Origin of the sequence: Streptomyces sp. NPDC059092, assembly GCF_042756365.1 — a bacterium.
Lineage (GTDB): Bacteria > Actinomycetota > Actinomycetes > Streptomycetales > Streptomycetaceae > Streptomyces.
This window is the reverse complement of record NZ_JBHZEJ010000062.1, coordinates 1-26,568: the sequence shown is the minus strand read 5'-3', so window position 1 is coordinate 26,568 and position 26,568 is coordinate 1. Positions and strand designations below refer to the sequence as shown.

The following is a 26,568-nucleotide window of genomic DNA, read 5'->3' as shown; positions in this document are numbered from 1 at the left end:
CACCCGCCCCTACGGGCTACCCGTCATCGACGCCACCCGCCTCATGGACGAGGTCCGGTACACCGGTGACACCCTCCGCAGCCGCGTCGAGGCGTGAGCAGGGCACCCCGCCCACCTCGCCGGACCTGGCCCCGCCTCCGTACCGCGGAACAGGCCTGCGCCCGCGCCCGGGGACGCTCCGGAATCCGGGCGGCTCCACCGGGATGGCCGCCGTCCCCGCGCGGGAAGTGGGCGCCCGGGCCTAGCGTGAGAACGCGCGGCGAGCGACGCGGCACTTCGAACGGCGGAGGAACGCATGGCCGTACGGCACCGGTTGATCAGGAAGCCCCCCGAGGACGTCTGGGCGGTCCTGTCCGACGGCGAACGGTACGGGGAGTGGGTCGTCGGTACCTCACGGGCCGAGCTGGACGAGGGGCACTGGCCCGAGCTGGGGGCGACCCTCCGCTACGAGATCAGGATCGGTCCTTTCACCCTGCACAACCGAACCGTCGTACGCCGCAGCGAGCCGAACGCGGTCCTCGAACTGGAGGCGCACAGCGGGCCGCTGGGGACCGCGAGGATCGCGATGGAACTACGGCCCTGGGGCGGCCACACCCTGATCATCCTCGACGAACACCCGTTGCGCGGTGCGGGGGGCGCCCTGCACAACGGCCTCCTGGACGCGGCGCAGCAGGTGCGGCACCGCGCGATGCTGGGCCGTCTCGCCCGGGTGTGCGAGGGGGCCGAAGGTCCCGCCCGTACCGCTCCCGGGCGACCGCGACCACGACCACGACCGCACAGGGCCTGACCCGCACCGGGACCTGGAGACAGCCGCTCCACCGGGCGCGGCGCCACCCACCGAGCCGGGAGCGAGAGTCATGCCGGACGCTGTAGTGATCGGGGCGGGCCCCAATGGGCTGGTCGCGGCGAACCTCCTGGCCGACGCGGGCTGGAGCGTGGAGGTCCTGGAGGCCCAGGACGAGCCCGGAGGCGCCGTACGGCACGACCGGGGGGTCGATCCCGAGTTCGCCAGCGACCTCTTCAGCGCCTTCTACCCTCTGGCCGCGGCTTCCCCGGTCCTGGCCGGCCTCCGACTGGAGCGGGAGGGGCTGGGCTGGAGCCACGCCCCGAAGGTGCTCGCCCACCCCCTGCGGGACGGTCGGTGCGCGGTGCTCAGCCGTGACCTGGAGGAGACCGCCGCGAGCCTGGAGGCGTTCGCCCCCGGGGACGGGGCCGCCTGGAAGGAGCTGTGGGAGGTCTGGGAGGAGCTGCGGACCGGCGTCCTCGACGCCATGTTCACGCCGTTCCCCCCGGTCCGCGCGGGGGCCAGGATGGCGCTGCGGCTGCGTGGGGCGGGCGGGCTGCGACTGGCCAGGACGCTGTTGCTGCCCGTACGGCGGCTGGGCGAGGAGGAGTTCCGCGGCGAGGGCGGCAGGCTCCTGCTCGCGGGCAACGCCCTGCACGCGGACCTCGCACCGGAGGCGACAGGCAGCGGCGGATTCGGCTGGCTGATGTCCATGCTCGGCCAGACCTACGGCTTCCCCGTTCCCACCGGCGGCGCCGGGGCGCTCACCGCCGCTCTCGCCCGCCGGCTGGCGCGGCGCGGAGGGGCCGTCCGCTGCGGGGAACGGGTCACCGAGGTCGTCGTACGCGGCGGCCGGGCCGTCGGCGTCCGCACCGCGGGCGGTGAGGCGGTAGCGGCCCGCAGGGCGGTCCTGGCCGGTGTGTCCGCGCCCGCTCTCTACGGCTCCCTGGTGGACGAACGGCATCTCCCCGGGCGGCTGCTCGCCGATCTGAAGCGCTTCCAGTGGGACTTCGCCACGTTCAAGGTCGACTGGGCGCTGAACGGCTCGGTGCCCTGGACCTGTCCGGAGGCCGCGCAGGCGGGGACCGTCCATCTCGCGGAGGGCGTGGACGGCCTCACCCGTTTCGCCGCGCAGATCGCCATGGGCCGCGTCCCCGACGAACCCTTCGCCCTCTTCGGGCAGATGACCACCGCCGACCCCAGCCGCTCGCCCCGGGGCACCGAGTCCGCCTGGGCCTACACGCACGTACCGCACCGGGTGCGGGGGGACGCCGGCGACGACGGGCTGACGGGTTCATGGGACGCCCGGGAGCAGGAGGCGATGGCGGACCGTGTCGAGGCCCAGGTCGAACGCTACGCCCCCGGTTTCCGCGGCCTCATCAGGGCCCGGCGCGTCCTCGCCCCGCCCACCCTGGAGAGCATGGACGCCAACCTCCACGGAGGCGCCATCAACGGCGGCACCACGGCCATGCACCAGCAACTGGTCTTCCGCCCCACCCCCGGCACCGGCCGCCCGGAAACGCCCGTTCCCGGCCTCTACCTCGCTTCCGCCTCCGCGCACCCGGGCGGGGGAGTTCATGGCGCCCCCGGAGCCAACGCCGCGCGGGCGGCTCTACGCCGGCGGCGCACCGGCGCCCTGTCCCACCTCCGGAGCCGGCCGGGGCGACGGTGTCCGCGTCGGCGAAATGCGGGGTTTCCGCTTCCGCGATCATGAGGGCGGCGATTCCCGCGCGCGGCGCCAGGGGCGGGATCCTTCGCGGCGTGAACTCCCCGGCGCGGAGAAGACGCCCGTCGCCCCGGCAGGGCTTGTTGGTCAGCGGCCCGGCGTGGACGGTGGTTCCGGCCGCTTCGCGGACGAGTCCTCAGCCGATCGGTGACCCCGGGCCCAGCGGCGGACCCAAGGCGTACCAGATCGCGGACCACGCGATCCAGGCACCCGTCATGGCCAGGGCGGCCGGAGCGTGAAGGACACCAGGGTGCCGATTCCCGCCTTCTTCCGGTAGGTCCGCAGATAGCCGACGGTCAGAACGAAGGTGGCACTCCGCTCCCCCTACCGCGATGACGCACCGCAGGATGCCATCGGTCAGGTTCACGGCCCCAGCACCAAGTACGCCGGGCTTGTCCTGCGCTCGCCGAGCTCGCGGAAGTTCTCGATCGCGGTCCGGAACCGGATGTACGGGTCGCACCAACTGGAGATGTGCGGACTCGGCACATCGGGGAAGCGATCGAAATGTCCCCGCCCGCAGATGCCCACCTGACCAGCTGGTCACCAGAGAAGACGCCGCCGGCCTTGGGCGATCCCGGCCGTCGGGCAAACGGCCGGGGTCCGCCGGATCCGCCGACATGGCCGGCCGATCCGGCACCCGACGACCCACGCGACCCACAACCCCCGGAGGAACCGTGTTCCCCGATCGCACCGAACCTGATGACAGTGGGCCCTGCCCCTCCGCCGCCTCGCGCCCGGGCGCGAGGTCTGCCGGATGAGCCCGACGAAGCCGCTGCCCGCGGCACTGCGGCGCTGGGCGGAACAACGCATCGGCTCCGTCGTGTCCGTCCGCGACGCCTCGCACGACTGGGACCGCTCCCGGGTGTGGGACCTGGAGGGCGAACGCGAGGTGCACCACTACCTGAAGATCTCGCCCTCGGTGAAGTTCTTCACCCGCGAGACCCGGGCATACCGCCACGTCGTCCACGCCCTCGGACACACCCGGGCGCCCCACCTCGTCGACAGCCGCGCCCAGGACCTGGCCCTGCTGCTCACCGCGGTCCCCGGCGCCCCGGCAAAGGACCTCGGCTTGGGCGCCGTCGAGTGGCGGACCGTGCACCAACAGGCCGGAACGCTCTGCGCCCGGCTCCACAAAGCCGGGCCACTCGATCGCGGCGACCGGGTGGAGGCCGAAACCTCTTTGCCCGCCGCCGCTGACGGAGCGGAGAAGCACCTGGCTCGCGCCGGGGACCAGCTCAACCAGGACGAGCAGCAGCTGATCCGCGACCACGCCGCCCGGCTCCGCCGCGTCGGCCCGGTGCCCGTCGGCTACATCCACGGCGACAACCAGCCGAGGAACTGGCTGTGGTCCCAGCACGGGCTCGCCCTCGTCGACTTCGAACGGTCCCGGCCGGCCGCCCGCGTCCAGGACTTCGTCATCCTCGCGACCACCCAGTGGGCCGACCATCCGGACCGCGAGAAGTCGTTCCTCCTGTCCTACGGGCGGGAGCTGTCCGACGTCGAGCGGCACGCGCTGCGCTGCCTGACCGCGCTGGACGCGGTCAACTGCCTGGCCTGGGGCCCGGACAACAGTGACGCCGAGGTCACTGCCCGGGGCCGGCGGACCCTGGACCGGCTCATGAGGGAGGACCGGCCGTAAGCGCCGTACACCACCCTGGCGAACTCCCGGCTGGCCGCCCAGTACGACGAGATCGAACGTCTGCGCACGCAGATCGCCGAGAGCGCTCCCCTGCGTGCCGTACCGAAGGCACGCGACACCGTGAGACCGACGGCCGGATCTGCGCCCTCATCCTGCCTGATTACGCAGAATGCCCCATGGGTAGCAACAGGCGGAGCATCGACGGCACGTGTCCCCCCAACAGCGTCGAAAGGGCGGAAAGTTGAGCTGTCCGAAGGCCGTGAACACCCGCCGGAACCACAGGCCGGGCAGCACCGGGGAACTCGACGGGGCGGATCGATGAACACCCTGCTCCGGCCGGAACAGCTACGCGGCCTGATCACCGACGAGCTGGAGAGCACCACTACCTGGCACACGCTGCCGGGGGTGTGCCGCCGCCTCGGCCTTGACGCCCCCGACGCCGCCGACTGGAACGGCGGCGGCAAAAGCAAATACGTGCGGGCGCTCCTGGAGGATCACGAACTCACCGAACTGGTAGATCTGGCCCGGAAGGTGGTCGAGCAGCTCGGCAGCCAGCGGCTGGAGGACCAGTTGGACCAGCTGGGACCCCGCGGCGCCTCCGGAGAGTTCCGCAACCTCATCTTCGCCGGGACCGGACCCAAGCCGGAGGTGTTGCTCGACGACTCGGTGGGCAACTAACGGGATCGGTAAGGATGCGTCGGCAGGCACGGTCTTCCACCCGGATCACAGAGCGTCGAGACCTCCATGATCTTGGAAGTCCGCGCCTGTCACGTTCCCGGAACCCCGCCGAGCCGACAGATCGTCACGAACAGGGCGTCAAGCAACTACGCCGAAGCCCTGCAGCTCGACACGGCGCCCGAGACCGACCTCCTCCGCCTCATCGTTCGTGACCATCGCGAACGCTCCGCCCGGAATGCCCGGAAGCCCAGCCGTGCCGGACGCCACGTCGAGGAGAACCTCCTCAGTAGCCCCGGCGATGAAGAAGACGTACACCCCATCGCACTCCTCGCCGTCGTCATACGCTTCCGCCGCCTCCTGCTCAGCGAGGAAGTCCTCGACCTGGTCGATGCACGGGAAAGGGGAGGAACCTTCCGGAGCGCCTGGGGCTTCCGTAACGGGCACATGAATCTCAACGACAATGTCTATGAGGATCATTGTCGCTGGTCAAAGCCATGCACCCACCCCGTTCCAGGAAAAACTGCGAGACGCGGTAAATCTGCAATAACCGGACCGTGCCGAAGCCTTGCACCGAAACGAGCAATCACGCGGCAAGAGCCACCCCGCCGCGCTCACCAACCGCCGGGTCTCCGACCTCGACCACCGGCCTCCTGTAACTCACTTGAACGCCCGACAACGTGGCGAACTCCACCAGTTCAAGGCGGAGCACACACAGAGCCGCGCCTCCCACCTCGTCGAGAGCACCGCCCAGGCCAACCAGTGATTCGGCAAGCTCCCAAGAGGAGAAAATCAGAAAGAAAGGCCCCATCTCAGGCATTTCGTCAACATCAACTCCATCGCCGGACTGTCGGCGGCCCCGGGCTGGCGGCCTACAGCAGCAGCAAGTGGGCGCCGCGCGGTCTCATGCGTGCCGCGGCCGCCGAACTCGCCCACGACCGGATCCGCGTCAACGCCGTACACCCCGGCATCATCGACACACCGCTCGCCTACGGCCCCGACGGAACCGAACTCGTCCCCACCAAGGCGTTCGCCATCCCGCGTCAGGCCCGCCCCTCCGAGATCGCCGAGTTCGTGACGTTCATCGCCTCCGACAAGGCCGCCTTCGCCACCGGAGCCGAGGTCGTCGTCGACGGCGGCTTCTCACTCGGTCCCGTCAACTGACAGGCCCCGGCCCGACGAGCAGCGGATCTGCTGGTTCTCCACGCTGCTGAGGCCGGCCTCGCGCAAGCGACGGTGCGGATCGGACTGGGCCGGGCAACGGCCGGAACAGTCAGCGTGGAAGTGTCGGTGCGATGCCGATGCCGGTGCCGGTCGAGTTCGAGGGCGAGGGAGATCGCGAGGACGGCGTGGTCGGCGTTGGCGGCGGTGGCGGCGGTGGCGGCGTTGGCGGCGAGGATCCGGCCCACGGACCGCTCGGACGACCCGGTCCCCCGTGAGACCCCGCGCGCCACCGCGAACCCTTTTTTACCGCCCGAGGCCATGACCGGAACGGCCTCAGCGGCGCTCAGCCCCGCTCCGGCACGAAATCGCGCGGCGGCTTCTCGTCGTACAGGCTTCGCACGAAGTGGTCCCAGACGTTCATGGACGCATAGGGGCCAATCCGGTAGTGGTCCACACCGGGCCAGATCTTGAAGTCAAACCTCTTGCCCACGCGGATCAGCGCATCCGCCAGGGCGTAAGAGTGATCGACCGTAGCGTTCTCGTCGATCTCTCCGCACATAATGAGCAGGTCGCCCACGAGCCGATCAGCGAGTTGTACGTTGCCGAGTCCGAGATAGGCGTCGCTCTCACGATCGACATCCCCACCGAGGTGCCAGTCCCATCTGCCGGACGGCATCTTCCGAGGATCGTGGACTCCGGCGCTGCTCACCGCCGCCCGGTAGAAGTCCGGGAACATCAGAAGCATCCTCGCGGCGTTGTACCCGCCGTAGGAGTGCCCGACGATGCCGACTCTGCCGAGGTCCAGCTGCGGGTGTTCGTCGGCCAACGCCGTGATCGCTGTCACGTGGTCCTCAAGACCGCGGCCGGTGTGGAAGTGCTGGAAGGTCCATTGCCGGAATGCACGGTCGCGACCGGGGGTGCCTCGCGCGTCGAGCATGACAGTGGCGAAGCCCAGTGCGTTGTAGGCGGGAAGGTAAACCTGTCGGGCGGCCATCTTGCTGCCGCCGACGAACGCGTGCGGGGAATGAGTTGTCTGATAGCCGGCGTACACGTCCTCGATGACCGGGATGCTGTGTGCGTCGATCGGATGCTCCGGCAGGGACAGCACACCCCAGAGATCGGTGACGCCGTCGTCCGCCTTGACGCGGAACGCTTGCGGCACCACGTACCCGGCGTCGAGCAGGGGGCCGACGTCGGTGCGCTCGAGTTCGCACACGATACGACCGTCGTTCTCCGCGTCGCGCAACAGGATGACCGGCGGATCACTGACGGTCGACTGATGATCGATGAAGAAACGGCCGCTCGGGCTGATGCTCTGAACGGGCGGCTTTCCCTGGCCGAAGACCAGGTGGAAGAACTGCGGTTCCGGCGCCACGAGATCGTGGTCGGCCGGCTCGGGGGTCAACAGGCGCTGCGTGCCGCCGTCGAGGCCGGCGCGATAGAGCCGGCGCCAGTAGGGATTGCCGCCGTCCGACGACGTCCCCGCCAGATAGGTGATCTCGCGTCGCTCGGTATCGAGGTGCAGGATGTCGCGCACGACGATGTCACCATCGGTGACGCGGTTCTTGCGCTCACCCGTCGTGAGGTCATGGAGATAGAGGTGGCCCCACCCGTCGCTCTGCGAGAACAGCAGCGCCTCTCCGCTGTCGGGAAGCACCCGGACGAGCGGCAGGCTGTAGAGGAACTGGTTCGGCTCGTACAACGGCCCCTCGTCGAGCACCACGGCATCGCGGCGTTCGCCGGTGACGGTGTCGATCTCGACGATGGCCGCACGGGATCCGCCCTGCTGGTGGTGCAAGAGGTAGAGACGCGCCTCATCGGCGGACCAGGTGATCTCACTGCTGCCGTTGACCATCAGCTGCGCGACCAGACCGTCCGCGGCGTCCACGGACGCCCACTCACCCGTGTCCAGATCGATCACACGGCATTCGGGGGGAGGCGGAGCGCCCTCGTCCTCCAGCTGAACCTTCCATTCGTGAACCTGCGGCCGGGCCGCCCCCGACGGCGGAAGGTTCTCGACCATGTACTTGGCCGCCATGCGTCGTTCGTCGGGTCGCATGGTGATGACACGGCGACCGGACGGCGAATGGGCGGTGCCAACCGGCGGCAGGTCGAGCCCCATCCGCCGGAAGGGTACGACCATGTTGTTGTCGGAGGACAGCGCGCCCCAGGCGAAATCCGGTTCGCCGTCGAAGGTGATCTGTGTCTCGCGCTCGCCGTCGACCAGCCACAGGTTGTGATCGCGACGCCGCAGCCCGCGGCCGTCCGGACCGAGCAGCACTCCCGGGGGAACCACCGTGGACGCGCTGTGTATGCCCAGCTCGGCAAGGCTTCCGGCCGTCCTTGTCGTACCCGACGCAGGGTCGACCCGTACGAACTCCTCGTCGTCGCGTGTCTCCCGTCGATACCAGAACTCATCGCCGTCGCCTGTCCACACCGGGTCCACACGTCGGTTACGCATGAGAGACATGAGCTTTCCGGGGGCGAGAGCGGTCGCGTGCTGGTAGCGCTCGAACATCCTCAACATGCCCCCGACGCTATCGAATGCCGGGATTGCGGACGTCCGTCCACCGTGGAATATCCTCCCGCCGAACGCTACGGCTGTCGAACGCTCCCCCGTACCCGCGACGCCGGCCCCTCCAGCCGCTCCTGACCGGCGGCTCACTGCCCGAAGTAGCCGGCCACTGTCTCGACGATCCGGCGCCGGGCATCCGGATGCGCGTACCCGCTGTGCCCGAAGGAGAAGTGGTGGAAGCGCGCATCCGGATTGCGGTCCGTGAGGATGAGCGCGAACGGAGCCTGAGCGTCGTGCACTCCGCAGAAGAAGTCCAGGGGGGCCGGGATCGAGTACGGGTCGAATCCCCAGTCCGCACTCGCCCACGCCATCTCCGCGAGAAGCGCCTGCTTTCCGGCCCGCTCCGTCATCACGCGCAGCTGGAACTCGCCGACATCTCTCTCGATTCCGGGAGGTGGTCCCTCAAGGTTCGCCGGATCGTGCGGCTGTCGGGGCGCGGCGGGCGGCGGCTTCCGCGTGCCTCGGCGGGCGGCGGCGTTCGCGTCCAGCGCGGCGACCGCCCTCGGGAGGTGCTTGATCAACCGGTAGCCGATCGCCGCCGACGAGGACGACACGCTCCGGGCCACCGGATCGAACCAGGGCACCGTGGGGTTGATGGGCGCGGCACCCAGGACCCGCGCGCCCATGGTCGCCGCCGCGGCCATCGTCATCATCCCGCCGTTGGATTCGCCGAAGCAGGCGAACCGGTCGACCTGAAGATCGTCGAGCACTTCGACGAGGTCGAGCGAGTAGTCCGCCACCCGCCGTCCGGCGCGGAGGCTGGAGCCGGCGGCGCCCGGCCGGTTCACGGCGATCAGACGCACATGATGGCGCACCGCCTCACGGTGGAAGATCCCGGCTTCCAGACTCGTCGCGCCGCCACCGTGGAAATAGAGCGCCGGCCTTCCGTCGGGCACACCGAATTCCTGCCACGTCACGCATCTGCCGTCCGCCAAGGTCATCGACCGAGGGGCGGGATCGATCAGGGGGACGCTCCGCGCGGCGCTGTCTTCGCCCGATTCACCGTTGGTCATGATCCATCATCCGCTTTCGGGGCGTGGGGCGCTTCGGCCATCTCGGCTCGCGCCGCCAGCGCCGTCTGCATCTCCTCGACTTTCCGCTTGTCGAGCGGATAGTTCCAGATGATGGCGGCGGCACCCAGGAACCCGAGAGCGGGTGCGATGGCGAACGCGACCTTGATGCCGATGACCGCGGGCACGGTCTGCACCGCGGCTGTGGCGTCGAACCCGAAGGCGCCGACCAGTGCGAGCCCAAGGGCCCCGGCGACACCCATGAGCGACTTCTGAAGGAACGCGAACATCGACCCGTACAGTCCGCCGTGGTCCTGGCCGGTGTGGAGCCTGCCGTAGTCGACGATGTCCGCCGACATCGTGTAGACGATGACGGAACCGGTGAGCGCCAAGGTGATCACCGGGAACAGGACGAAGCACGCGAGGAGCGCACTCGGCCCCGGCCCCACGAGCGTGAACGCGCCGCAGGCCAGGGCACCGAGGATCAGCGCGCACGCCCAGACCCGATGGCGCTCGAACCGTACGGACAGCACCGTCCAGAGCGGGATCCCCACCACGCTCGCCAGCAGCGCGGTGGCCATGATGCCCGGTAGCTCGGCGCTCAGGCCGAGGTAGGTGTCTATGTAGAGGTAGGCGAGACCGGTGCTCATGCCCGCCAGCAGGTTCACCGGCAGGAACGCCGCGAGCAGTCGCAGCAACGGGGGATTGCCCCGCACCGCGGCGAATGTCTCCCTCATACGGAATCGCGGCGCGGCGGCTTCCGGTATGTCCGGGGGCACCGCGGCGCGCGCGGGCACCTTGACGATGAGGATCACGATCGCGACGGGAAGCGCCACCGCGCAGATCGTCGCGACCATGCCGAGACTGCGGAAGTCGAGCTCTGTGCTGTCCGTGACACCCCACCGCAGGGCGAGGAAGGGCATCATGAAGAAAACGAGTTGGCCGAGGACCTGCGCCATGCCGCGCCACCCCTGCACCCGGCCGCGTTGCTTGTGGTCGGCGGACAGCCCGTAGCTCCATGCCTGAAGAGGGATCTCGATCATCTTCCAGCCGAGGTAGGTCATGGCCATCCAGATCCCGAAGTAGACGACCGTCGCCTCCTGCGGCGGACGGAACAGGAACCAGATCCCCACGACCGACACAACGGTGCCCGCGATGCTCCACGACTGTCGGGTGCCGGTGCGCGCGTACGTGCGGTCGGAGAAGTATCCGATGAGCGGGTAGGTGAGCGCGTCGAACATCTTCGTCAGCAGCATCGCCACCGCCAGCGCACCGAGCGAGATGCCTGCGTGCTTGGCGTAGACGCCCTGGATGAGGCCCTCCGGGCCGTGCATGACGCCGAGAATCAACGTCGGCAGTGTGAACGCGATCAAGAGCTCGCGGCGGAGGGGCTGGGCGGATCCGGGCTGAGCTGATCCGAGCTCGCCGGATCCGGGCTCGCCGGCAGCGGCCTTCCGGCCGTGCTTCCGATCAAGGCGGTACAACATCGGTCGTTTCCTCATTCTCTGTCCCCGGACAACGCGTCGGATCTGCTCTCGCGCGCTCGATCAGCGACGCGTGTCCTTCACGACCTCGCCGCCCTTGATGACGAACGCGGCCTGTGAGGGATCGCCGAACACCTCCGGATCCGCCAGGGGATCGGACGACCACACCGTCAGATCCGCGAGCTTGCCGACCTCGATGGTGCCGGTCTCGTGGTCGAGGCGGAGGATCTCCGCGTTGACACGTGTCGCGGCGACCAAAGCCTCCATCGGTGTCTCGATCTCGCTGCGAAGAGTGATCTCCCGACCGCGGAGCCGCTGGTGGGGCCCGATGAGGTCAGAGCCCACGCCGACCTTGACGCCCGACGCCCGCGCGATCCGCAGCGCGGAGATCTGCCCGTCGAGAACCGGTCCGACCCGCTCCTTCGTACCGGCCGGGAGCCCTGCCTCCGTCGCGTCTTCGAGCAGCGCCTTCACGACCGAGAGAGTGGGTACGAGCGCCACACCGTGGCCGGCCATGAGCGTCGCCGTCTCCTCGTCGATCTCGGATCCGTGTTCGACGCACTTCGCCCCGGCGCGGACGGCGTTGCGGATTCCCGCGTTGTTGTGCGCGTGCACCGTCACATACGTTCCGCGGGCCGCCGCTTCCTCGACGGCGACCGCGATCTCCTCGACGCTGAACTGCGTGTCGGTCAGTTTGTCGTGAGTGGACACGACTCCCCCGGTGACGCACATCTTGATGAAGTCCGCGCCGCGCCGGAACGTTTCGCGGACGTTCTTGCGAACCTCCGAGGGGCCGTCGGAGAGCAGCGAGAGCGCGCGCAGCCCCGGGATCGCGTGGTCATGCCAGTCAGCCGTCGGCTCCCAGTCCGCGGCGAGGTGACCGTGACCACCCGTCTGACACTGGATCGGGCCGCTCTGGAGGATTCGCGGCCCTCTGACCTTTCCGGACGCGACGACTCGGGCGACCCCCGCGTCGATGCCGCCGACGTCTCTCACCGTGGTGAATCCCCCGTCGAGCGTGTTACCGCACGTCGTGAACATGTCCGCGGCGATCTCGGCGGGCGAGAGCTCGCGCCTCAGGCTCGGTCCGATATCGCTCGACTGCCCGATATGGACGTGCGCGTCGATCAGCCCGGGGGTGATCGGCAGTCCCCCGGCGTCGAGGGTCCGGGCGTCGGCGGGAGCCGGGCCGAGGTGCGCGATGCGCCCGTCGACGACGTGGATCGCCGACCCGTCGACAGGATCTCGACCCGTGCCATCGATGATCCGCGCTCCGACGATCCAGTAGTCCGACCAGTGGTCCGAGCTCATAAAGCGGCTGCCGTGGTCTCGTTCGACATGTTCTCGGTCCTGTCGGGTCAGTGCGTCCGGGCGTCATGGCCTGCGGAGCGATGGCGGACGGCGGTGTGCCCCTCCGCGTCGTCGTGTGTTTCCTCAACGAACCTACTCCGATGACCGGGTGGGGTGATTCCGCCATCTGCCGAAACGAGCGGTGCCGGATCTCGACATCAGTCCACAGTGGACGGCCTTGCGGCAGCGGATACGACACCTGTCGAAAACAACGCCCCGATCTCGCACACACCGTTGTCGCATCGCGGACATCCGACCGGCGAATGTAGCCACAGGGCACGTGATACGGGAGGCAGTCATGAGCAAGGGACACTCGCATATCGTCATCGGCGCAGGAGCGATCGGCTCAGCCGCCGCCTACTGGCTCTCGGAGGCCGGCGCCGAACGTGTCGTCGTCCTTGAGCAGTTCGATCTCATCAACACACTCGGGTCCTCCGGCGACCACTCGCGCTTGATCCGGCGGGCGTACCACCGTGACGACTACACGAGGCTCACGAGCGCCATGTTCGACGCGTGGGATCTGATCGAGGAACGCTCCGGTCTCCCCCTCTACCTGCGAACGGGCGGCCTCGACCTCGCGGCGGCCGGGAGTTCGGCGGCGGCGGAGATCGACGAGTACCGGGCGGCGATGGACGCCGCCTCGATCGCGTACGAGAATCTGACGGCCGACGAGATCCGTGAGCGGTATCCGCAGTGGCGCGTCTCCGACGACACCCTGGGCGTGTACCAGGCCGACGGTGGCATCCTCGACATCCGCAAGTCGGTCTCGGCACATACCTCGCTCGCGCTCGCGAACGGCGTGGAGTTCCGCCCGCGTACGAAGGCGTTGTCGATCAGCATCCACGACAACGCCGTCACCGTCACAACGGCCGACGGCGAGCTCCACGCCGACAACCTCGTGGTCGCCGCCGCCTCGTGGCTCGATGACCTGATGCCCGACCTCGGGCTGAACTTCCGTCTCACGCTCTCGCAGGAGCAGGTGGGTTACTTCTCGGCCCCCCAACTCGTCGACTTCACGCCCGACCGGTTCCCGATCTGGATCCACCACGGCTCGGAGGTCCATTACGGGTTCCCGGTCTACGGCGAGGCCGCGGTCAAGATCGCGCGCGATATGCGTGGCCACTTCATCACCAGCGACGAGCGTGTCTTCCAGGGCGACAGCGAGGAACCGTGTCTCCTGCGGGCATTCCTCGCGGAGTATCTGCCCGGTGCGGCCGGCCCGCCGCTTTCGAGCAAGACCTGCGTGTACGACATGCCCGCCGACCGCGACTTCGTCCTGGACACGGTTCCGGGGCATCCGCATGTCGCCGTCTTCAACGGCGCGGGGCACGCCGGGAAGTTCGCGAGCCTCGTCGGACAGATCCTCGCCGATCTCACCACACACGGCCACACCGCTCACGACATCACGTCGTTCAGCCTGACGCGGCCCGCGATCGTCGATCCCGCGTTCGTACCCACGTTCCGCCTGGGCACACAGGAGCACGAGGCGATCCCCACGGCCGTCTCCGGGGACTGAAGCGTACGGGCCACCGACGCGCCGTGAGGGCCGCCGCGCGATAGTTTCGGCGGAGACCGGCCGGAAGGAGAGAACCGTGCACCACGTTCATGGGACTGAGGAGTTCGCCGCGGTCGAGGACCATCTGCTGCGTTGGCACGCGCCGGCATTCGGACGGCCGCATGCCCTCTCGGAGCCCGAGGTGTCCGCGGACGGCTCACGGGTGCTTGTCACGGGGTCGGTGCTGGAACGGCTCGAAGGCGTGCCCGTCCCGCGGCTGTTCACCGTCGAAGAGGGGGCGCTCGTTCCCGCGGCCTCGTCGGACGGCGCGTCACTGGGCGGGCGGTTCGCGCCGGACGGCACACGGTTCGCGTATCTGCGTGCCCCGCACGGCGAAGAAGGGTTCCAGCTCTGTCTGCGCTCGCTCGCCGAGCCCGAAGCCGTGGCCGCCCCACGCGTCAAGGGGACGGTCGAGTACCTGCGTTGGTCGCCCGCGGGAGACCGTGTGCTCATCGGTGTGGCGGGCAACGGAGCGGATCTCCCGGGCGGCCAGGGGTCCGGCACGACCGCGAGGGCCAATCCCGAACTCCCTGCGTGGCACCCGACCGTGGAAAGCGGTGTTCCCGAGTTCGCCTGGCGCACACTGTGGATCTACGACGTCACCACCGGCGCTCTGGCTCCGGCCTCGCCCGAGGGGGTGAATTGCTGGGAGGCGAGCTGGTGCGGTCCCGATCGCCTTCTCGCCATCACGAGCGGCTCTCCGAGCGAAGACTCGTGGTACGACTCCACACTCGCGATGATCGATCCCTCGGACAGGTCATATTGCGAGGTGCTGGTGAGCCAGGTCCAGCTGGCCCTTCCCGCCGCCTCCGCGGACGGCCGGTACGCGAGCGTGGTGGAGGGCGTGTGCAGCGATCGCCAGGTGATGGCCGGCGATCTGATCGTCATCGATCTCGCGTCCGACGCGAGATCAACCGTCGACACGGCGGGGACGGATGTGACAGCCGCCGAGTGGTTCGCTCCCCACCGTCTCGGATACGCGGGACAGCGGGGGCTCGACTCCGTACTGGCGCGCTATGACGCGAAGACCGGTGCCGTGGTGGAGCTTCGGTCCACCGCCCGCTCCTCGGGCTACCGTTACCCGGACGCCGCGTTCACGTCGTCGGGCGAGGCGCTCGTCGTCGAGGACGCCTACCGGCTTCCGCATCAGCTCGTCAGGGTCTCGGCGGCCTCGGCGGAGGTCCTCGCCTCCGTCCAGCACGCCGGAACGGATTACCTGCTGTCGGTCTGCGGCTCGTCGGCCGCCGTCTCCTGGGCAGCGCCCGACGGACTGCGGATCGAAGGGGTGCTCGCGGTACCGGAGGGCGACGGTCCGTTCCCGCTCGTCGTCAACATCCACGGCGGCCCGGTGTGGGCCTTCCAGGACGCGTGGTCGATGCGGTATCCGTGGGTTCCGCTGCTGGTCTCGCGGGGCTACGCGGTGCTGAGCCCGAACCCGCGCGGAAGCGGGGGACGCGGCCAGGACTTCGCCGGACGGGTCGTCGGAGACATGGGCGGCCGGGACACCACCGACATCCTCTCGGGCATCGATGACCTCGTCGGCCGCGGCCTCGTCGATCCCGCTCGTGTCGGACTGATCGGCGGAAGCTACGGCGGATTCATGTCCTCGTGGCTGGTCACTCAGGATCAGCGCTTCGCCGCGGCAGTTCCCATCTCGCCCGTGACCAATTGGTACAGCCAGTCGTTCACGAGCAATGTCGCCGGCTGGGGCAAGGCGTTCCTGAAGGCGGATCCCGAGACGCCGGGGACGATGGCTCACACGCGCAGCCCCGTACTCCGGGCGAGCAGAGTACGGACACCGTGCCTGAACGTCGCCGGCGCGCTGGACCGGTGTACGCCTGCCGCTCAGGCGCGTGAGTTCCATCAGGCACTCACGGCTCACGGCGTCGAGTCCTCCCTCGTGATCTATCCCGAAGAGGGGCACGGCATCCGGAGCTACTCGGCCATGGCCGACTTCCTCACTCGCGTCACCCTGTGGTTCGACCGGCACATGCCGGCGTGACCCGGCCGGGCGCCCGGTAACGGGCGCTCAGCCGGGCGGCGTGGCATCCGGGTCGGTGAGGGGCTCCGCGACCGGGCCGACGGCGCCGCGAGTCTTCCGGACCGCGTCGACGAGCGTGCGGGTATAGGGATGCCGCGGTTTTTCGAGGACTTCTTCGACGGAGCCCGCCTCAACGATCTCTCCATGACGCAGGACGATGAGCCTTTCGGCCATCTGTCTGACCACGGCGAGATCGTGGGTGATGAAAAGTATCGCCATCCGGTGCCGGGCACGAAGTTCCCGGAGCAGGGACAGCACCTGGGCCTGCGCGGAGACGTCCAGTGCCGCCACGGGCTCATCGCAGATCAGCAGTTCCGGCCGGCGTGCCAGAGCGCGCGCGATCGCCACGCGCTGCCGCTCGCCGCCCGACAGGTCCGACGGGAGCCGAGTCGCGTACTCGACGGGAAGCCCGACCCGCGTCAGAAGCTCCGCCACGCCGTCCGCGTGCTCGTCACGCCCGGCGACGCGCAGGACCTCGCTCAGGACGCCCCCGACGGTGCGCGCCGGGTTGAGCGACGCGTAGGGGTCCTGGAAGACCATCTGCACTTTTCTGCGTGCCTCGCGGCGCTCGCGGGGGCGCAGCGCGCGATAGGACGCCAGATCGAGATCGCCCAGCGTGATCCGTCCCGCGTCGGCGGTGGCCAGGCCGAGCAGGATCCGGGCGATCGTGCTCTTTCCGGATCCTGTTTCGCCCACGAGCCCGAGCGACTCGCCGGCGCCCAGCTCGAATGACACGCCCCGCAGTGCGGTGACCGTCCGCCGCTTCCCGATGACGGGCGAGTTCGTGTACGACTTGCGCACATCGTCGACGACGAGGAGTGAAGGGGCCGTGCCGGCCGCCGGCCGCGGGCTCGCCCGCGGTCCTTTCCCGATCTCGCGCTGGAGGGTGTCACGGATGTCGTCGATCCGCACGCACGCACTGCTCCGAGCGGGGCCGATCCGGCGGAGCGGCGGACGCCCGTCGCGACAGACATCGGCCGCCCACGAGCACCGCGCGGCGAAGGCGCACCGCGTCGCTACGGAGTCGGCCGGCGGAACGCGCCCCGGGATCGTGCTCAACCGCGCGGCGAAGTGGTCGAACGGCGGCTCGGCGAGTTTCAGGCGCACGGTGTAGGGATGTCCGGCGGTCTCGGCGAGGTCGCGCGCGGGCCCTTCCTCGACGAGTGACCCGGCGTACATCACGTGGACGCGGTCGCAGACCGAGAACGCGACACCGAGGTCGTGGGTGATGAGCACGAGCGCCATCCCGCGCTGCCGCGTGATCTTCCCGAGAAGGGCGAGCACCTCACTCTGTGTCATAACATCGAGCGCCGTCGTCGGCTCGTCGGCGATGAGCAGCTCGGGGTCACCGGCCAGAGCGCACGCCATCGCGAGTCGCTGTCGCATTCCTCCGGAGAGCTGGAAGGGATAGCGGGCCGCCACGTCGGCGGCGAGACCGACCTCGGCGAGGCGACGCTCGATCTCGGCCTTCATCGCGCCGCGATGCGCCGCAGGATCGCGCAACGACTCCACGACGTGGGTCGCGGCTGTCTGCACGGGGTTGAGCATCGTGAACGGATCCTGCATGAGGAGGCTCATCTTCCGGCCACGCATCCTGCGCAGGACCGACTCCGGCGCGCTCAGCACGGAGCCCCCGTCGAGAGTCACCTCCCCCTCCGCCTGGATGTCACGCGGAAGCAGCCCCGTGATCGCCCGGGCCGTGAGGGACTTCCCACTGCCCGACTCCCCCACGATGCCGATCGTCTCGCCCGCGCGAAGCCCGAACGAGACATCGCTCACGAGCGTGCGTCCGTCCGCGGCCCGGATGGTCAGCCCGGACACCGACAACAGCCGTGCGTCGTTCCCCATGCCTTCCCCTGTACGTAGCTCGGTCATCGAACCGTTCCCTTCCGTCCCGCGGCCTCGTGAAGCCGATCACCGAGGAGGGTCGCGCAGGTGGCCGTCGATATGAGGGCGATCGCCGGCGCGACGGCGAGCCATGGGTTGATGAAGAGGTAGGTCTGGCCGGTCGCGATCATGGATCCCCAGTTCGGCGTCCCCGGAGGGACACCGATCCCGAGGAAGGCCAGCGCGGCGTATCCGACCATCGCTGTGACGATGTCCAGGAGGAATGTCGCCACGACGGTCGGCACGATGTTCGGCAGCACATGGGCCAGCATCGTGCGTGGATTCGACAGTCCCGACGTTCTCGCCGCCTCGATGTACGGCAGTGTCACCTGCGCCAGTGTCACGCTGCGGATGATGCGTATCTGGTACGCGATGGAGAGGAAGGTGAGCACGACCGCCACCGTCCAGTAGCCGCCGTCGATCACACCGACCACAACGATCGCGACGATGATGGAGGGCAGCGCATAGATGAGATCGGCGAAACGGTTGATCGCGGAATCGAGCGCTCCCCCGTAGTAGGCCCCGATCATTCCCAGGACACCGCCGATGAGCCCGCACCCGATCGCGACGACGAGAGGTCCGAGGATCGCCCACCTCGTACCCGCGACGAGGAGGGAGAGGACATCGCGCCCGAGTACGTCCGTTCCCAGGAGGTGGCCGTCGCCCGGCGGCGCGACACCCGTGAGGGGGTTCTGGGTCATCGGGTCGTGAGGGGCGATCAGCTCGCCGGCGAGCGCACATGCCGCGACGAGCACGAGAACGGTGATCGCGGTCCCGTTGACCAGCGCGCCGCGCGGCATCCCGCGAGCCGGCCGCCACACTTTCCGTCCGGCCGCGGTCGCGGGAGGGGTGAGGGTCATGACCGGCCTCTCGTTCGCGGATCGATGACCAGGGTCAGCAGATCGACGAGTTGGTTGACGGCGACGATGAGGAGGGCCACGAGCAGAGTGAGTCCCTGGACCACCGGAATGTCGTTGTGGTTGACGGAGTCGACCATGAGCGTGCCCACCCCCTGGAGCGCGAAGACCCGCTCCACGAGGACGGTTCCCGACAGGGCGACGATGAGGACGACTCCGCTGGCCGTGATGATCGGCAGCGCCGTGTTGCGCAGGGCGTAGCGCGTGAGGACCTTCCCCCGCGCCACTCCCCGGGCCCTCGCGAACGTGACGTAGTCCTGGTCCATCACGTGCATCGTGGCGGCTCTCGTCTGTCTCAGAAGGAGCGCCGACATCGCCACCGCCATCGACACGGCGGGCAGGGTGAGGTGTCGCACGCGCTCGGCGAACCCTTCGCCCGGCCCGTACACCGGCAGCCAGTTCAGCCGGACACCGAACACCCAGATCAGCAGGATCGCGATGGCGAAGGCGGGTGCGCTCATGGCCACGATCGCCGCCGTGCTCGTGATCCGGTCCGCCGCGCGACCACGCCGCATGCCCGCGAGCATGCCCAGCGGGATGCCGGCAGCGACGACGAGGACGATTGCGTACGCGGCGAGTTGCAGCGTCAGCGGCAACCGGGACGAGATGAGGGTCAGCACGGATTCACCCGTGCGCACCGAGGTGCCCAGGTCGCCCTGGAGCATGTTCGTCAGCCAGTGCCAGTACTGCACCAGGAACGGATCATTGACGCGGTACCGCTCCTCAAGAGCGGCGACGAGTTCGGGCGTCGCCGGTCGTGTCCCGATGAGGGTCGACACGATCGACCCGGGACTCAGTGCGAGCAGCCCGAAGATGAGAAAGCTCACGAGGAGCAGTACCCCGAGGATCGACGCGATCCTCTTCAGCAAGAAGGTGAGCACGTGGTCCGGCCTCCCTGGCCTATTCGGCGATCAGCCGCCGCATCCAGATGCCGCTTGCCATGTCGATCGCCGTAGGGGCCTCGCTGAACGAGAAGCCCTCGCCGAGAACGATCAGGAACTGCGGCTGGTACATCGGGATGTACGGAACCTCTTCCGCGATGCGCAGCAGGACGGTCCTGGCCGCCGCGAACCGCTCGGCGTCATCACGGCTGTCCACGAGGGTCGCCGCCGGCGTCCGCAGATCTTCCGGGGCCCAGTTCGCGAAGTTGTACCCGCCCGCCTGCGTGCGGGCCTCCTCGCTCACGACCCGCCGGAGAAGCCCCGGATCGGGCACGGCCGCCCCGAAGGACATCGGGAACATGGCCGTCGTCTTGTGGCCGAAGATCGTCTGCACCCATTCCTGGGACGACACCGACCGGACCTTCACCGTGACACCGAACGATGCGAGGTTCTCCCGCAGGTTGAGGGCGGCGAGCTCCATCCAGGTGCCGGGCATCACCGCGACTTCCATCTCGAACCCGCCGGCATGACGCGACCGCGCGATCTCGTCGGCCGCGGCGTCCAGGTCGAAGGGAATCGCCTTCAGTTCGTCGAGGAGCGCGTCCACCTCGACCTGGGACGCGATGGGCGTCAGCGTCCCCGGCGGCACGAGTCCCCGGAGCAGGCTCGCGTTCGCCCCGTACGCCGCGTGCATCACGCCCTCGCGGTCGATCGCGTGCGCGATCGCCCGGCGGACGTGGATATCGTCGAAGGGAGCCACCGTCGTGTCGAGCGAGAAGTACTCCGCCTGCAGCGCGGGCCGGGAGAACACCGTCACTCCGGAGATGCTCTCGAACTGCGGCAGGGTGACGGGGTTGGCGACGAGTGCTCCGTTGAGCGAGCCCGATCGCATCGCGCGCTGCGCGGTGTCGTCGGATCCGAGGAAGCTGATCGTGACGGTGTCGGGCACGGGGGCTTCGCCCCAGTAGTTCTCGTTGCGTTCGAGCCGGACGGACTCGGCGGAGCTCGATGTCACGCGGTACGGCCCCGTGCCGACGGGTACGGCGGTGGGCTGTCCGAGTTCCGCGCTGTTCTTTTCGGCGAATCGTGACTCCTGGACGAGCGCGACGAGAGCCAGCGACTGCCGGGCGGTCGGATCCGGGCGGTCGAGGGTGACCGTCACCTCCAGCTCACCCGTCGCCTTGGCGCCGGCGACGCTCGAAATCAGCGAGGACGTCGCCGCGCCCGCGTCGGCATCGCTGACGTGGTTGATCGTCCACACGACGTCCTCCGCGGTCAGCGGTGTGCCGTCGCTGAAGCGCACTCCCTCCCGGAGTGTGTAGACGATGGTGACGTCATCGGGCTCCGTGACCTTTACGGCGAGGTTCGGCGTCAGCGATCCGTCGCCACTGAGCCGCTCGACGGGTTCCGTGAACAACGACATGATGGCCATGGCGTTGGTGTCGAAGTGCCCTGTCACATCGAGGGAGTTGGGCGAGGCGCCGAGGGTGATCCCGAAATTCGCGACGCCCGTGCCCCTGGGTCTGTCACCCACACCGGAGGGACTACAGGCGGCGAGCGCGACGGCGGTGGCGGTGAGGATCGGAATCAGCGTGAAACGCGCGCGTGAAGTCCTGCGCGGGCGAAGGGGGTTCTGTCCTCGCGGTGCGATCGTGGCGTTGATGGCTGTGTCCTTTCGTTCATGGGCCGTTCCCCCGGAGAGATGGCGTCGCTCGTTTCTCCTGTGTTGAGTTCCTGTTACCGTGGACCGCGCGCTGGTCGGCATCCGCGGTTCGGCCGACGCCTCGTCGGCATCGCCCTGTCAATGAACCACGCTGTGACCTGCGTCGCGCCGTGCATGTGACGCAAAGGCCCGGCCCCCGTTGAGACAGATGTCGAAGCTTCGCGGCGAACCCTTCAGCGAGACCGGGGCGACGACGCCTCACGCGGCGGAAACATCGCGCGCGATTACCGGTGACGTGACCGGCACTAGCATCGGAGAGTGACCAATTCCCTTCAGCGCATCGCGGAGAGCCTGGCCGAGCGACTGGGACGATCGGCGGCCATCGACGATGCTCGTCTTCGACTGCTCGCCCACAGCTCCCACCAGGGCAAGGTGGACCGGGTCCGCGCCGAGTCGGTCCTCCGCCGGGCGGTGCCGAAAGTGGTCGCCGAACATGTCTACGCGTGCCGCGACGGCGCCACCGGCCTCTTCTTCGTCACGCCTCGCGAGGACCTCGGCCTGGACGACGGCAGGATCGGTCACCCCATCATCCACCAGGGCGCGCTCCTGGGCTTCGTCTGGCTTCTGACGTCCGAGGGCCCCGTGGAGGGAGAGCATCATAATGCCGCGCGCGGGGCCGCCTCCGATGCCGCGCTCATCATGCACCGCGACTATCTCCAGGCCGGACTCGACCGCGACCGCGAACACGCGCTGATCAAGCAGCTGTTCGACGACGCCGACGCCCAACGCTCAGCGGCTGCCGCCGAGATCATCGAAGAGAGACTGTTCGGCGCGGGCTCCTACGCCGTGCTCGTCGCCGAGATCGATCTCCCCGGCGGGCATGCGACGGACGGGCACCAGCTCGCCCTGGCCTCGGGACTCGCGGCAGTCCGGAGCAGACGGGCGCCACAGAGCGTGCTCACCTTCGAACGGCGCAACCAAGCGATCCTGATCACCGCCGAACCGCTGGGCCCTTCGGCACGCGACGAACTCATCGCGCTGGGGGGCTCCTTGCGCGATGCGGTAGCCGCCGCGTCGGATGCCGACGAGTGCTGGGTGGGGATAGGGCGGTCGCGCAGCGACCTCGCGGAGGTCACGTCCTCGTACGACGAGGCGCTGCGCACCATCCGTATCTGCCGGCGGGTGCGGACACTCGACCCGGTCACTCCGGTCGAGCGTCTCGGCGTCTATGAACTGCTCGGCCAGGTGCCCGAGAGCACATTGCGTTCGATGCTCCATCCCGGCCTGCGTGTGCTCATGGAGCAGGGCTCCCGTGCCGATTCGCTCATCCAGACCCTGGAGACGTTCCTGGACAGCGCGGGTGATGTGAAGACCGCTTCCGAACGCCTCTTCGCCCACCGCACGAGCCTCTACTACCGTCTGCGCCGTATTCAGGAGCTGACCGGTCTCGACCTTTCCAACGGCGACGACCGGCTCATCGCGCACCTCGGGCTCAAGATCGCGCGACTCATTGACCTGGAGACACCGGACAGGTAAACGCATCCCCTACAGATGTCGAAAACGAGCGTCGCCGTGTCCGACCATCCGCTGAAGCCCAGAATGCTCGCTCTGCGTACGTTCCCCCGTAGGACACCGTCGATACAGGGGGCACACGCCATGGGCCGGAAAGCGAGCCCGTTCACTTTCGCGGAGGGGAGCGGCCGGGTCGGTGCGAAGGGGTACGTGAGCGCCGACCGCGCGGTCGCCTCCAGCCAGCACCCCACGGTCACCGAAACCATGCTCGAAGTCATGCACGCGGGCGGGAGCGCTGCTGACGCCGTCGTCGCGGGAAGCATCGTGCAGGCCGTCGTTCAGCAGGACATGACCAACCACGCGGGCTCTGTCACGGGTCTGTTCCACTCGGCGGCCACCGGCGAGATCACGGAACTCAACTCGATGGGCCGGATCGTTCCGGGTCTCGCCCCCCACCACCCGGTCCCTGGCGGCAAGGGTCTGTACGCGCCGGCCGGCACGAGGGGCCCGATGTCGGTCGTCCCGGGATTCATGCCCGCGATGAAGGCGATCCACGAGAAGTTCGGCACCAAGAGCTGGAGCGACCTCGTCGCTCCAGCCGTGAAGGCGGCGCGGGACGGGCACGAGGTCACCTCGTTCGAGCATCTCGTCCTCGCCCAGACCGTAGACTTCTTCCTCTACACCGCGTCGGGGCGAGAGCATTTCACACCGCGCGGCCATCTCCCCCAGGTCGGCGAGGTGTGGGCGAGCCAGGCGCTCGCGGACACGATGTCCGCTCTCGCCGCCGAGGGCCCCGACCACTTCATCACGGGCGGATGGGCCGAGCGGTTCGTCGCGCGCGCGGCACAGCTCGGGTGGGGGATCACACCCGACGACCTGGTGACGACCCCCCGCTGGGCCGCACCGGCGCGCTGGCACATCGGCGACTACGAGATCTCCCAGCTCTCCGCCCCGGACCGGCAGGCCGTCTTCTGCGCCATCGTCATCGGTGTCCTCGACGCCTTGGACGTACCCGCCATGGGGCATTTCACAGAGTCGCCGGAAGCGGGCTATTTCATGGCTCACGCTCTCCGTCTCGCGCAGCACGAGACCGGTTTCATCAACGATCCCGCGGTCTTCGAGGACCCCAGCCCGGTCCTCCTGGACCCGGACTTCCACGGGTTCCTGGCGAAGAAGCTGCACAAGAGCCTTCCCAGGATCGACTTGACGTCACACGTCGAACTGGCCTTCGGCGGCCATGCCCTGTTCGCGGCCGGCGGTGCGTCGAAGCAGCCGGCCGGCAGCTGTGAGCTGACGGCGATCGACCCGCAGGGCAACTGGGTACAGCTCATGAACACACTCCAGGGCGGTGGCATCCCGGGCGAAGTGGTGGGCGGCGTTCCGATGGTCGGCAGCCACCAGATCACATCCCTCGCATCGCCGATCTCGGGCTGGCTCACCGGCGGCGGCGGGATGCGGGCCGTGCTGAGCAACACCATGATCCGACGGGCGGGCCGGCTCGTGGCCTCGCTGGGGAGTCCCGGAAACATCCACTGCACGGTGCCCCAGACCCTGGCGAACGTCGTGCTCTACGGGCACAGTCCTCACGCCGCCGAGGAGCTGCCGCGTATGCTCCCGCTCACGGACGACTACGTGCTCTCCGTCGAGAGCCGGGTCAGCCGGGAGTACGTCAGCGGTCTCGCGAAGCTGGGGGTCCTCGTCAACCCCCTCCCTGAATACGACTATCACATGGGCAGCTACCAGACCGCCTGGCGCGAGTCGAACGTGCTTCACGCAGGTTCGGGGCCGCGCCGCGAGGGATCGGCCGGAGGATTCTGATGCCGGACCACAAGGAAACGTCGAACCCCGCGGTGGACGCCGCTGCGGGTGCCACTGTGGACACCTCTGCAGAAGCCGCCGTGTCGGCCGCCCGAGCGATCCTCGACGAGACCTGGCGCGTTGTCTCGCAGACGCCCTACGCCTCGCGTGAGCTGGGGCGAACCGTGGACCGGCTCCCGGACATCGGGCCCGACACGGTCTCGCACAGAACGCGTGACGGCAAAGAGATCCTCGCCCGTATCGCGCGGGTGGACACGGACCTCCTGCCTCGGGACCTCGCGATCACGCTCGCGGCATCGCGCACCATGGCCGCGCGATGGGCTCGCGAAGAGGACTGGTACTGGCTCGTCTTCGACCCGATGGGGGTCGGGTTCTTCAGCATGTTCGCACCGGCCGCCTACTCCGGCGGCTTCCTGCTCAACATCGTGCACGAGGCGCTCGGGAAGGTGACGATCGGGGACGAGGTCACGATCGACCGCTACCTCGTACTCATCGACGAATACGGACGGTTGGTGCGTCAGCTCGGCGAACGCACCGCGGGTCAGGCGGACCGCGGCATCCTCATGCCTGCCGCACAGCTCGTACGGGCCGCACCACTTGTCCGCGGCCTGAAGGACGTGGCCCGGGGCGTCCTGCGAGCGGTGGCCGAGAGGTCTCCTCGGCTCTCCCACCTCGACCTCGTAGAGGCTCGCATCACAGCGGAGGTCGATCCCGCCTTCGACAGGCTGGTGGAGCTTCTCGAAAGCCCCGCGTACACGGACCGCGCTCCGGACATCGTCGGGATGGCCCAGTATCCGGGCGGAGAAGAGGTCTACGCGGAGCTGGTCAGGATCCACACCACGCTGGATCTGTCGCCCGACGAGGTGCACGATCGCGGGCACGCGAGGATGGCCCGTATCCGGGCGGACATGCGCGCGCTCGTCGCTCAGGTGGGCTTCGAGGGAAACCCTCTCGAATACCTCGCGCACCTCGCGGACGACCCCGCCTGGCGAGCGACGACGCCGGAAGAGATCACGGTCTTCTTCAACCGCTACATCGATCGCTTCGCCCCCGAGGTGGACACCTACTTCGGCTCGCGGCCACGCGCAAGCTATGGCGTCTTGCCACTGCCCGCGGCCTCGGCAGGCACGATGACATTCGGCTACTACTCTCCGCCGCAGCCGGATCGCGACCGCGGGCTCTACCTCTTCAACGCGGCGAACCTCTCCCGGGCCGCCCTGCCCATGGTGGCCGCCCTCAACTATCACGAGCTGGTACCGGGCCACCACTTCCAGATGGCCACACAACGCGAGGCCACGCACTTCCACCCGATCCGGCGTCATGCGCCGGTCAACGCGTTCGACGAGGGGTGGGCCGAGTACGCGGCTCGTTTCGCCGGCGAGATCGGCATGTACCGGGAGCCGGAAGAGCGCTTCGGGCGGCTTGTCATGGAAGCCTTCCTCACATCCCGCCTCGTCGTGGACACCGGCATGAACGCCCACGGCTGGACCCTGGAGCGGGCCCGCGCGTACATGAGGGAGAACGCCTTCATGGACACGGCGGAGATCAACTCCGAGACCCTCCGCTACTCCTGCGACATCCCCGCGCAGGCGCTGGCCTACAAGCTCGGCGACGACTTCCTGTACGAGCTTCGCGAGGAACTCCGGGTGACGCTCGGAGAGGACTTCAGCCTCGCCGGCTTCCACGACGCCGTGCTCCAGGGATCCGGGCTTCCCCTCCCCCTCGTCGCGGCGTACGTCCGGGAAGAACTCACCCGGGCGCACCGCGACGAGAGAGCCGGCGCAGAAGGGCGCTAGGGCGTGTCCGCAATGTCGGTTGGTCGTTGGTCCGTTCGTGGTGCGTCGTCATGAAGTGACTGATCAGGCCTGGGCAGTGATCGGGCCGTTG

General features: G+C 68.8%; 20 protein-coding genes. 10 read left to right on the top strand and 10 right to left on the bottom strand.

Annotation, left to right across the window (positions count from 1 at the left end; genetic code table 11):
- Positions 1-295: 295 nt before the first annotated feature.
- Both ACFXPL_RS28450 and ACFXPL_RS28445 read left to right on the top strand, forming a co-directional pair.
- Complete coding sequence (locus ACFXPL_RS28450; RefSeq protein WP_384924912.1) at positions 296-787, top strand: SRPBCC family protein; 492 nt, start codon at positions 296-298, stop codon at positions 785-787.
- A 70-nt stretch (positions 788-857) separates the two neighbouring features.
- The gene (locus ACFXPL_RS28445; RefSeq protein WP_384924910.1) at positions 858-2,498 is read left to right on the top strand and encodes a phytoene desaturase family protein; all 1,641 of its coding nucleotides are present in this window, start codon (positions 858-860) and stop codon (positions 2,496-2,498) included.
- A gap of 375 nt (positions 2,499-2,873) precedes the next feature.
- On the opposite strand, the gene ACFXPL_RS28440 is transcribed toward ACFXPL_RS28445, so the two are convergent.
- On the bottom strand, positions 2,874-2,996 hold the full coding sequence (locus ACFXPL_RS28440; RefSeq protein WP_384924908.1) for a hypothetical protein: 123 nt from the start codon (positions 2,994-2,996) through the stop codon (positions 2,874-2,876).
- A 268-nt stretch (positions 2,997-3,264) separates the two neighbouring features.
- Here ACFXPL_RS28440 and ACFXPL_RS28435 point away from each other — a divergent pair, with 268 nt between their 5' ends.
- Both ACFXPL_RS28435 and ACFXPL_RS28430 read left to right on the top strand, forming a co-directional pair.
- Positions 3,265-4,149, top strand: coding sequence for a phosphotransferase (locus ACFXPL_RS28435; protein WP_384924906.1), 885 nt, complete (start codon positions 3,265-3,267; stop codon positions 4,147-4,149).
- Positions 4,150-4,467: 318 nt separating this feature from the next.
- Positions 4,468-4,827 (top strand): hypothetical protein, encoded by a 360-nt coding sequence (locus ACFXPL_RS28430; protein ID WP_384924903.1) that lies wholly within the window; start codon positions 4,468-4,470, stop codon positions 4,825-4,827.
- A gap of 138 nt (positions 4,828-4,965) precedes the next feature.
- Here the strand turns inward: ACFXPL_RS28430 and ACFXPL_RS28425 are convergent, their stop codons facing one another.
- Positions 4,966-5,304, bottom strand: coding sequence for a hypothetical protein (locus ACFXPL_RS28425; RefSeq protein ID WP_384924901.1), 339 nt, complete (start codon positions 5,302-5,304; stop codon positions 4,966-4,968).
- Between the two features lie 282 nt (positions 5,305-5,586).
- Here ACFXPL_RS28425 and ACFXPL_RS28420 point away from each other — a divergent pair, with 282 nt between their 5' ends.
- A complete protein-coding gene (locus ACFXPL_RS28420; RefSeq protein ID WP_384924899.1) occupies positions 5,587-5,988 on the top strand; it encodes an SDR family NAD(P)-dependent oxidoreductase in 402 nt (133 codons plus the stop codon).
- A gap of 343 nt (positions 5,989-6,331) precedes the next feature.
- Here ACFXPL_RS28420 and ACFXPL_RS28415 read toward each other — a convergent pair whose 3' ends face one another.
- From ACFXPL_RS28415 to ACFXPL_RS28400, 4 genes are all read right to left on the bottom strand, one after another.
- On the bottom strand, positions 6,332-8,515 hold the full coding sequence (locus ACFXPL_RS28415) for an alpha/beta fold hydrolase (protein ID WP_384924897.1): 2,184 nt from the start codon (positions 8,513-8,515) through the stop codon (positions 6,332-6,334).
- 134 nt (positions 8,516-8,649) lie between these two features.
- Positions 8,650-9,576, bottom strand: a complete 927-nt coding sequence (locus ACFXPL_RS28410) for an alpha/beta fold hydrolase (protein ID WP_384924895.1) — start codon at positions 9,574-9,576, stop codon at positions 8,650-8,652.
- Entirely contained in the window at positions 9,573-10,907 is a 1,335-nt protein-coding gene (locus ACFXPL_RS28405) for an MFS transporter (protein ID WP_384924892.1), read from the bottom strand. The genes ACFXPL_RS28410 and ACFXPL_RS28405 overlap by 4 nt, the downstream gene beginning before the upstream one ends.
- Positions 10,908-11,120: 213 nt before the next feature.
- On the bottom strand, positions 11,121-12,368 hold the full coding sequence (locus ACFXPL_RS28400; RefSeq protein ID WP_384924890.1) for an amidohydrolase family protein: 1,248 nt from the start codon (positions 12,366-12,368) through the stop codon (positions 11,121-11,123).
- A 337-nt stretch (positions 12,369-12,705) separates the two neighbouring features.
- Here ACFXPL_RS28400 and solA point away from each other — a divergent pair, with 337 nt between their 5' ends.
- Together solA and ACFXPL_RS28390 are read left to right on the top strand one after the other, a co-directional pair.
- Positions 12,706-13,923, top strand: coding sequence for an N-methyl-L-tryptophan oxidase (gene solA, locus ACFXPL_RS28395; protein ID WP_384924888.1), 1,218 nt, complete (start codon positions 12,706-12,708; stop codon positions 13,921-13,923).
- Positions 13,924-13,999: 76 nt separating this feature from the next.
- Positions 14,000-15,964 (top strand): alpha/beta hydrolase family protein, encoded by a 1,965-nt coding sequence (locus ACFXPL_RS28390; RefSeq protein ID WP_384924886.1) that lies wholly within the window; start codon positions 14,000-14,002, stop codon positions 15,962-15,964.
- 27 nt (positions 15,965-15,991) lie between these two features.
- Here ACFXPL_RS28390 and ACFXPL_RS28385 read toward each other — a convergent pair whose 3' ends face one another.
- The 4 genes from ACFXPL_RS28385 to ACFXPL_RS28370 are packed head-to-tail and all read right to left on the bottom strand — an operon-like array spanning position 15,992 to position 21,222.
- Positions 15,992-17,851 carry a dipeptide ABC transporter ATP-binding protein gene (locus tag ACFXPL_RS28385; protein WP_384924884.1) on the bottom strand — a complete coding sequence of 620 codons (1,860 nt, stop codon included), beginning with the start codon at positions 17,849-17,851 and terminating at the stop codon, positions 15,992-15,994.
- Positions 17,852-17,874: 23 nt separating this feature from the next.
- Positions 17,875-18,750 carry an ABC transporter permease gene (locus tag ACFXPL_RS28380; RefSeq protein WP_384924882.1) on the bottom strand — a complete coding sequence of 292 codons (876 nt, stop codon included), beginning with the start codon at positions 18,748-18,750 and terminating at the stop codon, positions 17,875-17,877.
- Positions 18,747-19,688 carry an ABC transporter permease gene (locus ACFXPL_RS28375; protein WP_384924880.1) on the bottom strand — a complete coding sequence of 314 codons (942 nt, stop codon included), beginning with the start codon at positions 19,686-19,688 and terminating at the stop codon, positions 18,747-18,749. Before ACFXPL_RS28375 ends, ACFXPL_RS28380 begins: the two co-directional genes overlap by 4 nt.
- Positions 19,689-19,707: 19 nt before the next feature.
- On the bottom strand, positions 19,708-21,222 hold the full coding sequence (locus ACFXPL_RS28370; RefSeq protein ID WP_384924878.1) for an ABC transporter substrate-binding protein: 1,515 nt from the start codon (positions 21,220-21,222) through the stop codon (positions 19,708-19,710).
- Between the two features lie 447 nt (positions 21,223-21,669).
- Between ACFXPL_RS28370 and ACFXPL_RS28365 the strand changes: the two genes are divergently transcribed.
- The 3 genes from ACFXPL_RS28365 (at position 21,670) to ACFXPL_RS28355 (ending at position 26,477) form a co-directional block, all read left to right on the top strand.
- Positions 21,670-22,887, top strand: coding sequence for a PucR family transcriptional regulator (locus ACFXPL_RS28365; RefSeq protein ID WP_384924876.1), 1,218 nt, complete (start codon positions 21,670-21,672; stop codon positions 22,885-22,887).
- A gap of 186 nt (positions 22,888-23,073) precedes the next feature.
- The gene (locus tag ACFXPL_RS28360) at positions 23,074-24,681 is read left to right on the top strand and encodes a gamma-glutamyltransferase (protein WP_384924874.1); all 1,608 of its coding nucleotides are present in this window, start codon (positions 23,074-23,076) and stop codon (positions 24,679-24,681) included.
- A complete protein-coding gene (locus ACFXPL_RS28355) occupies positions 24,681-26,477 on the top strand; it encodes a DUF885 domain-containing protein (RefSeq protein WP_384924872.1) in 1,797 nt (598 codons plus the stop codon). Before ACFXPL_RS28360 ends, ACFXPL_RS28355 begins: the two co-directional genes overlap by 1 nt.
- Positions 26,478-26,568 lie beyond the last annotated feature (91 nt).